11 protein-coding genes are annotated in these 9468 nt (G+C 61.0%); 6 read left to right on the forward strand and 5 right to left on the reverse strand.

Annotation, left to right across the window (positions count from 1 at the left end; translation table 11 throughout):
* The first annotated feature begins 132 nt into the window (after positions 1-132).
* The 3 genes from DY467_RS09930 to DY467_RS09940 all read left to right on the forward strand — a co-directional run bounded on the left by DY467_RS09930 (position 133) and on the right by DY467_RS09940 (position 2317).
* Complete coding sequence (locus tag DY467_RS09930; RefSeq protein ID WP_164635702.1) at positions 133-888, forward strand: alpha/beta fold hydrolase; 756 nt, start codon at positions 133-135, stop codon at positions 886-888.
* A gap of 214 nt (positions 889-1102) precedes the next feature.
* Positions 1103-1930 carry a serine O-acetyltransferase gene (gene cysE, locus DY467_RS09935; protein ID WP_107345219.1) on the forward strand — a complete coding sequence of 276 codons (828 nt, stop codon included), beginning with the start codon at positions 1103-1105 and terminating at the stop codon, positions 1928-1930.
* 168 nt (positions 1931-2098) lie between these two features.
* Entirely contained in the window at positions 2099-2317 is a 219-nt protein-coding gene (locus tag DY467_RS09940; protein ID WP_012496853.1) for a DUF3126 family protein, read from the forward strand.
* A gap of 14 nt (positions 2318-2331) precedes the next feature.
* On the opposite strand, the gene DY467_RS09945 is transcribed toward DY467_RS09940, so the two are convergent.
* The gene (locus DY467_RS09945) at positions 2332-3042 is read right to left on the reverse strand and encodes a hypothetical protein (RefSeq protein ID WP_164635704.1); all 711 of its coding nucleotides are present in this window, start codon (positions 3040-3042) and stop codon (positions 2332-2334) included.
* Between the two features lie 189 nt (positions 3043-3231).
* Between DY467_RS09945 and DY467_RS09950 the strand changes: the two genes are divergently transcribed.
* Entirely contained in the window at positions 3232-3564 is a 333-nt protein-coding gene (locus DY467_RS09950) for a DUF6949 family protein (RefSeq protein WP_107345217.1), read from the forward strand.
* A gap of 58 nt (positions 3565-3622) precedes the next feature.
* A complete protein-coding gene (locus tag DY467_RS09955) occupies positions 3623-4153 on the forward strand; it encodes a gamma carbonic anhydrase family protein (protein ID WP_164635706.1) in 531 nt (176 codons plus the stop codon).
* 31 nt (positions 4154-4184) lie between these two features.
* On the opposite strand, the gene DY467_RS26205 is transcribed toward DY467_RS09955, so the two are convergent.
* From DY467_RS26205 to DY467_RS09965, 3 genes are all read right to left on the reverse strand, one after another.
* On the reverse strand, positions 4185-4352 hold the full coding sequence (locus DY467_RS26205; RefSeq protein ID WP_205502216.1) for a hypothetical protein: 168 nt from the start codon (positions 4350-4352) through the stop codon (positions 4185-4187).
* Between the two features lie 10 nt (positions 4353-4362).
* Complete coding sequence (locus tag DY467_RS09960) at positions 4363-4554, reverse strand: hypothetical protein (RefSeq protein ID WP_164635708.1); 192 nt, start codon at positions 4552-4554, stop codon at positions 4363-4365.
* A 213-nt stretch (positions 4555-4767) separates the two neighbouring features.
* Positions 4768-6258: a porin gene (locus DY467_RS09965; RefSeq protein ID WP_164635710.1), complete on the reverse strand. Its 1491-nt coding sequence runs from the start codon at positions 6256-6258 to the stop codon at positions 4768-4770.
* A gap of 522 nt (positions 6259-6780) precedes the next feature.
* Here DY467_RS09965 and DY467_RS09970 point away from each other — a divergent pair.
* Positions 6781-7368, forward strand: a complete 588-nt coding sequence (locus DY467_RS09970) for a MarR family winged helix-turn-helix transcriptional regulator (RefSeq protein ID WP_164635712.1) — start codon at positions 6781-6783, stop codon at positions 7366-7368.
* Positions 7369-7847: 479 nt separating this feature from the next.
* On the opposite strand, the gene DY467_RS09975 is transcribed toward DY467_RS09970, so the two are convergent.
* Positions 7848-8987, reverse strand: coding sequence for an acyltransferase family protein (locus tag DY467_RS09975; protein ID WP_164635714.1), 1140 nt, complete (start codon positions 8985-8987; stop codon positions 7848-7850).
* Positions 8988-9468: the final 481 nt, after the last annotated feature.

Raw genomic sequence — 9468 nt, forward strand, 5'->3', positions numbered from 1 at the left:
TCGTTACGTTTGCGCGGATCACGGCCATGCTGGTTCGCCGACGCGACGGATCGTGTGGCCCGGCTGCGCCCGCCCCCGGGCCTGACGAAGTAACCCTCCACGCTTATTCCCATTATCAACGACGGATACCTGATGCCGAGCTTTGATCACGCCGGAGTCAACATCGCTTACCTCGACGAAGGCCAGGGCGAGCCCATTTTGCTGATTCACGGCTTCGCCTCGAACAAGAACGTCAACTGGGTGTATCCGTCCTGGCTGTCGGAATTGAAGCGAGCCGGGCGCCGGGTCATCGCGGTCGACAATCGCGGCCACGGCGAGTCCAGCAAGCTGTACGATCCGAACGACTACACGCTCGAGGCGATGGCCTCCGATGCCGTGGCCCTGATGGATCATCTTGGCATCGCGCGCGCCGACGTCATGGGCTATTCGATGGGCGCGCGGATCGGCGCCAATCTCGCTCGGTGGCAGGAGCAGCGGCTCCGCTCGCTCGTGCTCGGCGGTCTCGGCATGGGGCTCCTCAGCAACGAAGGGCGTCCCGGTGAAAACGTCGCGCACGCGCTTGAGGCCGACGCGCTCGACGATGTCACCGATCCGGTTGGTCGCACCTTCCGCGCATTCGCGGATCAGACCCGTTCCGATCGCAAAGCGCTCGCCGCTTGTATGCGCGGATCGCGCGGACTGATGAGCCGCGAGGACGCCGCGCAGATCGCCGTCCCGGTGCTGATCGCGGTCGGCACAGACGACGACGTCGCCGGCTCGGCACACGACCTCGGCGACATCATTCCGGGCTCGGAAGTGCTGGATATCCCGCGCCGCGACCACATGCGCGCGGTCGGCGACAGGGTTTACAAGGAAGGCGTGGTGGATTTCCTGGCGCGGCGGCCGTGACGGCGCCCCGCCGCTCCGGCCTTGATTCCGTCGCCGCAGCCGCCCACTTTGAAAAGGTGATGGGTTCGCTATGATGGCGCTGGCTCTCGGAATATTGGCTGGCTTCAAGGGTTTAACGATTCTTGGCACGTGCCGAGCCGGCTTCGACAGTCGCCGCGACAGCGCCGCGGCTGGCGTGGTATAGTGTTCTGAACGACCGATCGAGAGAGCCGGCATGGTGATGCATCAGATCAATCCGCAGAGTGCGAACGTGACGGCGCTCGATCCGATCTGGGAGCGGGTGCGGAGCGAAGCCGAAGACATCGTTCGGCGCGAGCCCGAACTGGCCTCGTTCATCTTCGCGAGCGTGCTGCATCATGATCGTCTGGAAGACGCGGTGGTGCATCGCGTCGCCGAGCGGCTCGATCATGCGGCGCTGTCCGGTGATCTGATCCGTCAGACCTATGAGGACGCCCTGCGCGATCAGCCGGACATCGGCAACGCGTTTCGCGCCGATATGGTGGCGGTGTTCGATCGCGATCCGGCAACGTCGCGCTTCATCGATCCGCTGCTGTACTACAAGGGCTTCCACGCCATTCAGACGCATCGTTTGGCGCATTGGCTGTTCGGCAAGGGACGCAAGGATTTCGCGCTGTATCTGCAGAGCCGCGCGTCGGCGGTGTTTCAGACCGACATCAATCCGGCGGCGAAGATCGGCCGCGGCATCTTCCTGGATCATGCCACCGGCCTGGTGGTCGGCGAGACCGCAGTGATTGACGACGACGTTTCGATCCTGCACGGCGTCACGCTCGGCGGCACCGGCAAGGAGCACGAGGATCGCCATCCGAAGATCCGGCGCGGCGTGATGATCGGCGCCGGCGCCAAGATTCTCGGCAACATCGAAGTCGGACACTGCGCGCGCATCGCCGCGGGGTCGGTGGTGCTGAAGTCGGTGCCGCACAACATGACCGTCGCCGGTGTGCCGGCCAAGGTGGTAGGGGAGGCCGGCTGCGCCGAGCCGTCACGCACCATGGATCAGATGATCAACGCGATTGGTCTCTGATCGGTCGAATTGCCATCGGCCTCGATTGCGGTTCGCAACTCGCCGCGAGGGGTTGCGGCAGCGGCCGTGAGAAAGTACTGACGGCGACCCCGGCCGTGGCCGGTCGCGCGACGAAACGAATACCGTCGGCGCTGCGCTAGCCATCGCCCAGATGAATTGGAGATTACCGTGGACGTTCAGGAAGTCAGAAAACTCGATGCCTATCTCAAGCGGGTGTTCGGCAATCCGAAAATCCGCGTGGTGCCGCGTCCGAAGAAGGAAGACTCGGCCGAGGTCTATATCGGCGAGGAGTTCATCGGCGTGCTGTTCGTCGACGACGAGGACGACGATCGCTCGTTCCAGTTCCAGATGGCGATCCTGGAAGACGACCTGGCCGACGTCGAGTAACCGGATCTGTCGCCTCAGCCGCGCACATGCATCTGCGCGGCGAGCTGCGAGATCGCATGCGCGACGTTCCGCCACTCCGTCAGCCATTGTCGCGGAAACCTGAAGGTGAGGTCGGCGCCTTCGATCCGCATTTCGCTGAGGCACATTCCCGGCGTTTGCCGATCTCGCGTGCAGCGCGCAGCCAGTTCAGGCTGCTCCGTAGCTACGAACAGATCCTCGTTCGCGTAAGGTGAGCCTTCCAGGAACGGGCGCATTGTCAGCCCATCCGTGGTCTGCGGAGCGACCGGCGCGAGATAGCGGGGATAGATCGTGCGCAGCCGTGTCTCAGGCGCCAGCGTGTCCTGGTGCGCGGCGATCGAGACGAAAATCCGATCAATCGGCTGAAATTCGGCGATTTCCTCTGCCGTCTTATGCGTAGCGCGCTCTGGCGGCAGCAGTGACGGATACAGGAACGCGAGGTCGACGCGCTCCTGCGGCCCGGAGCGGCGTTGATACTTCACCCGAAATGCCTTGGTCGGCACATTGAACAGCGTGTCGCCAATCGTCACCGGGGTGCGATCCGGATCACCGACCGTCTGCACGTGCCAAGTCGGCCACAGCAGATAGGCAACAGCCGCAATCGAAGCCGCGCCGATCGCACCGCCGATCATCAACGGGACGCGGGAATGATTGCGCCGGGCGCGGGAATCGCGCGGACGGCCCGGAAGCGACGATACCAAAGTCATGACAACGCAGACATCCGACACCACGAATCAGTCGGACTATGCCACGCGGCGAATCGGTTCCGAACGGGATTGTGCGGCGCACGTGAGTAATTCTTCTTCGGCGCGTTAACCTTTTCTTAAGGCTGTCGTGGCGCCCGTCGTAGATTTTTGCGACACCTTCAGCCTACCCATCGAGCTGGGAAGCTGCTGATGTCGCCCGATGCGCTCAACAATCTGTTCTCGCTTCTGATCGGCTTTGCCGTCGCCGGCGCGCTGACCAGCGCCTATCAGGCGATGGCGCAGCGCCCCGCCGGCTTCAGTCTGCTGCAACAGGGCGTGGTCCCGCAGAGCTTTGCGGCTCTTCCGTTTCTGATGTTCGCAGCGCCGTTCATCATCATGCGCAACACGCTGACCGGGCCGCGCACCTCCGATCTCCGGCGTGCGCAATTCGTGATGCTGGCGACTCTGCTGGCTGGGTTCTGGAGCCTGATGTCAGGAACGGTGGTTGTGATGGCGTTGCAGGCTCTCGGAGTGTTCACCTGAAAACCATTGCGTCGAGGCCGCTGCATTGTCATGACGGAGCGGACGACAGGAGACAGCGATGGCGATCTACGAACTTGACGGGCAGCGGCCTGATCTTCCGGAAGATGGAAATTACTTCATCGCTGACAGCGCCTCGGTGGTCGGCAAAGTTCGCCTCGGTAGTTCGGTCTCGGTCTGGTTTGGCGCCGTTCTGCGCGGCGACAACGAATGGATCGAGATCGGCGAGGGCTCCAACATTCAGGACGGCACGACCTGCCACACCGATCCGGGCTTTCCCCTCAAGGTCGGCAAAGGCTGCACCATCGGCCACAACGTCATTCTGCACGGCTGCACCATCGAGGACAGCGTTCTAATCGGGATGGGTGCGATCGTGATGAATGGCGCCAAGCTGGCGCGTGGCTGCGTTGTCGGGGCAGGTGCCGTGGTCACCGAAGGCAAGTCGTTTCCAGAGAACTCTCTGATTCTCGGAGCGCCGGCCAAGGTCGCGCGGACGCTTTCCCCCGAACAGGTCCAGGCGATGCTGGCAGGCGCTGGCTTTTATGTCGCCAACGGCCAGCGCTACGCCAAGGGGCTTAAGAAGATCGGGTGAGCAGAGCAGCGGCCCTCGCGGCCGGCTTCCGTCAGGTTCCTTCGGACTCGTTCGCTTCGATTGCGGTCGCGACGCGCTCATGACCGGCCGCCCACAGCGCGTGTTCTTCGCTGCCCTCGTGATAGGGATTGGCTTCGGCGGGAATGTTCTCGCGCGCTGCGCTTTCGCCCAGCGTGAACGGATCCGGGTCGGCGGACATCGGCTGCTCCTTAATGTTTGCGATGCAGAGCCGGCGCTACGCTCTTACGCAGCGCATCCTTCAAGTCGATCGGCACGCCGTGCTTCTTCAGAAGGTCGGCGAACGCCTCGTCGGCGAGCTCTTGGAGTGTCGCCATCCGATCGCGGCCGAGCTGTGTAAGTTTGTCGAACGTGTCGTCGTCAAAGCCGATCGGCTTGCGCATCGCGTAGTCTCCGCGACGACAAGTTCCAAGGCAAGAAAACGTTCCGGAAGACAAAGGGACGGCGCCCGGGATTCGTTAGCAGGCCGGGTAAGACTTGATGAGGTTATCCAAACGCGGAGCAAGCTCGACGCGCTGAATTAAGACCTCCAAAAAGGAAAACCTCCGGCGGGGCATCGCCGGAGGTTCCTTGGAGGTTTACAAGTTGTTTCGGACTTAGAAAGTGCGCTGGACGCGGACTGCGCCCACCACAGTGTCCTGATCCTTGAACTGGTAAACCGCAGTCGGCTTGGTGCCGCCCGGCGAAACCGAACCGGTGAAGCCGGTGTAGTTCTGGTCGAGGCGGGTCCACATCACTTCGCCCGAGAACGTCAGGTTCTTGACCGGGGTCCACGAGGTGCGAGTGCCGATCTGAGCGATGTTGAAGTTCGGGGTGCCGGTGAAGTTACCGCCAACGCGATTGAACAGGGCCGCGGTGTAGAGAGCGCCACCGGTGCTGCCGTAGTCGACCGACGAGTACGAACCGAAGATCGAGGTCGCCCAGTTCGGGTTCCAGTTGTGGTTGAAGGCACCACGGATACCCCAGGCCTTGGTGGTCTCGATGCCGCCACCGTTGACGAACACGCCGTCGACAGCCGTACCGATACCCAGGGTCTGATAGGCAACGCCATCGGCGTTGTTGCCGAAGATCGAGAAGTAGTTCGGGCTGGTGCCGCCGATCACGTAGCGGATCGCGCCATCAGCATAGGTCGCGTCGAGGTTGATCGAGTCGCCCGGGCCGGTCGGCAGGTTCTTGAGCGACAGGGCGGCGAGAACCGCGTAGCCCCACTTGTCGCTCGGATGGCCGGAGGTCTCGTTGCTCGGATCGTAGTAGCTGGCGCGGATCTGATGCGCGGCCGCCGACACCTGGAAGAGGCCCCAGGCCTGGTCGACGCGAACCTTGCCGACGATGTCCGGAATGCTGGTGCCGGCGGTGTAGTTGGTCGCGCCGCTGGCGTAACCGCTGAGCCAGTTGGCTGCTGAGCCGAGGCCCGGGGTCACGTTCAGCACGGTGATGGTCGAGCTCGACGGACCCTGCGCCCAGCGATAGCCCGACTGGTCTTCGAGGCTGATCGAGGCCGACACGCCATTGCCGAATTCAGCAGTGTAGCTGACCTGATTGACGCCGGTCGAGGTATCGTCGCCGCCGAGCAGGTTCGAGCCGATGTTGCCCGGGCTGCCGTTCCACGGGGTCGAGAACTGCGAGACCGCCTTACCGAAGGTGAAGCCGGCGAACTGCACGAACGCGAAGTACACGCCGAGGCTACCGTTGGCGACGGTGTCGCTGCCGGTGGTCCAGGTGAACACCGAGTCGAAGTAGGTGCGAACCACGCCGTATTCGGTCGCGGTGCGGGTGTCGATGTTCAGGTCGGCACGCGAACGATAGATGGTGTTGTTGGCAAGCCGGTTGCCCTGACCAGCGCTGCCGTTCCACGACGGAGTTTCCGTCATGCCGCCGGCGTTAAACGCGTACTCGGCGCGGATGAAGCCGCCGAGCTTGATGCAGGTGTCGGTGCCCGGGATGTAGTAGAAGCCTGCGCCGTAAAGCGAGCACACCTTCACGTATTCGACCGCCTTGGCCTTGAGCGGAAGATCGGCCGCCTGCGCACCAGCGGTGGCGACGAGGAGCGCCGCACCACCGAGCATAAGGCTCTTCGCAAAATTCATCGTAAACCTCCAAGTTTGCCTTCGAAGGGCATGCCGACCGGTGCTGTTTTCCGGTACGAGCCCGCCCGTGAACCCGACTGCTCGATGCCAGAGCGTTGAGCAGTTTGAGCCGGGACGACTTCGAGGTTGCCCCCCTCCGTCAGGGAACTAGATACATAACAAACATAGCTAACGGAAGGATCGAACAAAGGAGCGGGACGTCATCGGACAAAACTGTGGTATTGAGGCAACAGGGTGTCACGATTCTGTCACGTCCAAATTCCGCGATCCGGGCTTGGCTGCGGCCGGCTCTATGCTCGATCGGCAGTTGCGACAGGCTTGAAACGACTTTGTTTTCAGGCCATCGCAGCTGCCGCTGGAGATAGAGACGACCAACGAGCGTACGACTGGGACGAAAAATGGCACCTTTGGTCTCAGCTCAAGTTTGGGTACATAACGCAATCACGGCTGCGCCGCGATTTCGGGTTCGTCCGAGTCGACAAACAAAAAAAGACGTTTCGGGGATGATTCGGAGGGGCGGGAATGCCGCATCGGACTAGGGAGCAGCATCACGACGAAGCCGTTACGCGGCCGTCGTTGGTGAGGCAGCCGCTCCAGGCGGTGGGGGCCGAGGAGCCGCCCGGTGTTTCACAAGCGTGCGCGCACCGAGATTTCGGCGTGTCTCACCAGGTGATTTGGGACTTCGTCTCGATCAGCAACAATCTCGAGGACATGCGCCGCGCGTGGGCAAAGCTGTTCGGAATTAGCGGCTCGCAGTGGCTGATCTTGATGGCGATCGCCGATCTCGACCACGGAAATGGCGTGTCCGTAGGCGACGTGTCACACAAGATCCACGCCGTCTCGACCTTCGTCACAACTCAAACCAAGATCCTGGAGAGGATGGGGCTGCTCAATCGGGTGCCCTCGACGGAAGATGCCCGCGTGGTGCTGATGTCGCTGTCTGATGAAGCGCGCACCAAGATCGACCGTCTATCGCCGCGTTGGGAAGCGCTGCACGCGTATATCTTCAGCGACTTCGACGCCGAGGCGCTCAACGACGTCAAGGCCAAGCTCGAAATGCTGAAGAATAGAACCAAGGAGGCGATGCTGCGGGTTCTGGATGAGGTCTGATGCGGTTGCCTTTTAGGCAGGCGAGCCTAGATCAAACGATATCAACCCGAGTGGCTGTAGCACCAGTCGATTCTGCCTCCTTCGATCGTGGGGGGAGGTTACGCTGTAACCTACAGGAAGAGCTTTTGACGAGGCGGTTTCTCGGAGAGCGTCTTGTGAGTCATTGAAAATCTCTGACGGCCCCTGTGCGAACTTCGGCTTTTTTTGATGCGCAGTTTTGCACCCATCATTCTCAGCGCTTGGAGGGGCCACCGTTCCGCTCCCCCGTCGAGACGTTGATCGCCCGCCAGTCAGATTTGCAGGTGCACAATGGTGCATTAACACGTCGCTTATCGCGAAGATCGAGCTTCGTTCTTCGTGGGAGAATGGAGCTCGGAATGGCAACGAGGTGCCAAACGGTGACGGGATTTGGAGGGGGGCTTATAAGTACAGGTAGCGCGCCGATCCGCTCTTCAGATTATGCCAAAATGAAGAGGCTATTACCGTAAGCGTTGCTGCAGACGATTCGTCTTTTCTGAGGAGCGTACGTCGCAGTTTTGTTCGACTGAATTCAGAGGGGTGCCACGAAGGCTGTTGCGAACAGAGGTGAGCGGTTGTTCAACAATGCTCTTCATTGCCATCGCAACGGCAATCGAGCCGATGATGGCCACCACCTGCGCCCAGAGGCTGCTGACGCTAACGAGGGAATAGACAAGTACCAGCACTGCATAGTGGTTGAGGTATAATGGATAGGTTAGGTCGCCCAATTTGCGGTCCATCTCGGTTATGTGAGGTGGTGCTCGTCTCCAGGTGGCAAGAGCGAGCATGATTAGCGGGATCAGCATCATCGCGCACCACGGGGCGAGGACTTCGGGTGTGAAGAAATTGGCCGTCCAGTTTCCCCAGGCCGAGGGCTGCCCCTGAGTGTATCGGGCAAAATGCATTCCCGCGAGCAAATAACCGGCAACGAGGAACGACCATCCAGCAGCGTTTCGTGGGCGCGTCATTACTGCATAGAATGCTACTCCGAGCACGAAATACGGGACGTGTTGAAATGCATCGTGCAAATGCCTGCCGTGCTCGTGCGTCAGGTGGATCGCGAGTGCGGCCGCTGCGCAAAGAGAGACGTAGGCCGTCAATCCCATGAACCGGCGAAAGGCCGGCCAAGCCGTCATGCAGATAGCGACATAAAGATAGAAGGCGAACTCAACGAAGATCGCCCAAGCGAAACGTACAAAATAGTACCATTCGATCCGTGGTAGAAAGCGGTTGAAGTTCAAGACCGGAACGATCGCTGTGATCTGAACCAGATAGTTGCGCCAGTCGTACATGACGGCGGGTGGCGTTTCATAGTCTGGAAGCTTCAGGATGCCGAAGTGGCTCAGTACGCCATGGACTGCGACGCTAAGGATGGCGGCTGCCCAATAAGCTGGAAAAAGCCGCAGGACCCGATTAGCAAGGAAAGCGCCGGGCCGGCGAGGATAGAATACGTCAATGGCCTCCGCGATGATGAATCCGGAGAGCACAAAAAAGCCCATGACGCCGAAATTGCCGATCCCGATTCTTTGCACGAACGGGGGCGAGCTAGTGCCGAACCAGAGAAACCACGTGTGACTGAGAAGGACGACGGCTGCAAGCATAAACCGAAGGCCGCCAAGCATCCTATACGCAGCCGATATTTGCCCCATGTCGTCCCCGCCTATTGTGAGGCGACGTGATCACACGCGCGAGGCGAATTCAAGTTCGCCGACCTGGAAAAGGCTTCGAGCCTCCACCTACCATGAGAATTATCCACGCACCGTCTCGCGAGCCCCATTTGCCCCCTTGCGGTCGGAACGTAGGTTTCTGCCAGCGACCCGGATAATCAATCTCATCTGCCATCGCGTTTCACTGACTGGGTGCCGAAGGCCACGGATCAATGGCCCCAACAATCTCAGCAGGAGTGAAGGATGTTGGAACAGATCCATCCTTCAGATCTCTGATACGCACGGTCGCTGAAGGTATGTACGATAGCGGCGTGAAGAGCTCGAAAACACCGGCGAAACTACTGTTGATGTGCCCAAACGGGGTGCGGCCAGCCTTGGGGGAGGCTGGCCGCGCACGATCCGGTCTGGGACTGTC

It is taken from the genome of Rhodopseudomonas sp. BR0G17, from assembly GCF_010907025.1.
Taxonomy (GTDB): domain Bacteria; phylum Pseudomonadota; class Alphaproteobacteria; order Rhizobiales; family Xanthobacteraceae; genus Rhodopseudomonas; species Rhodopseudomonas palustris_H.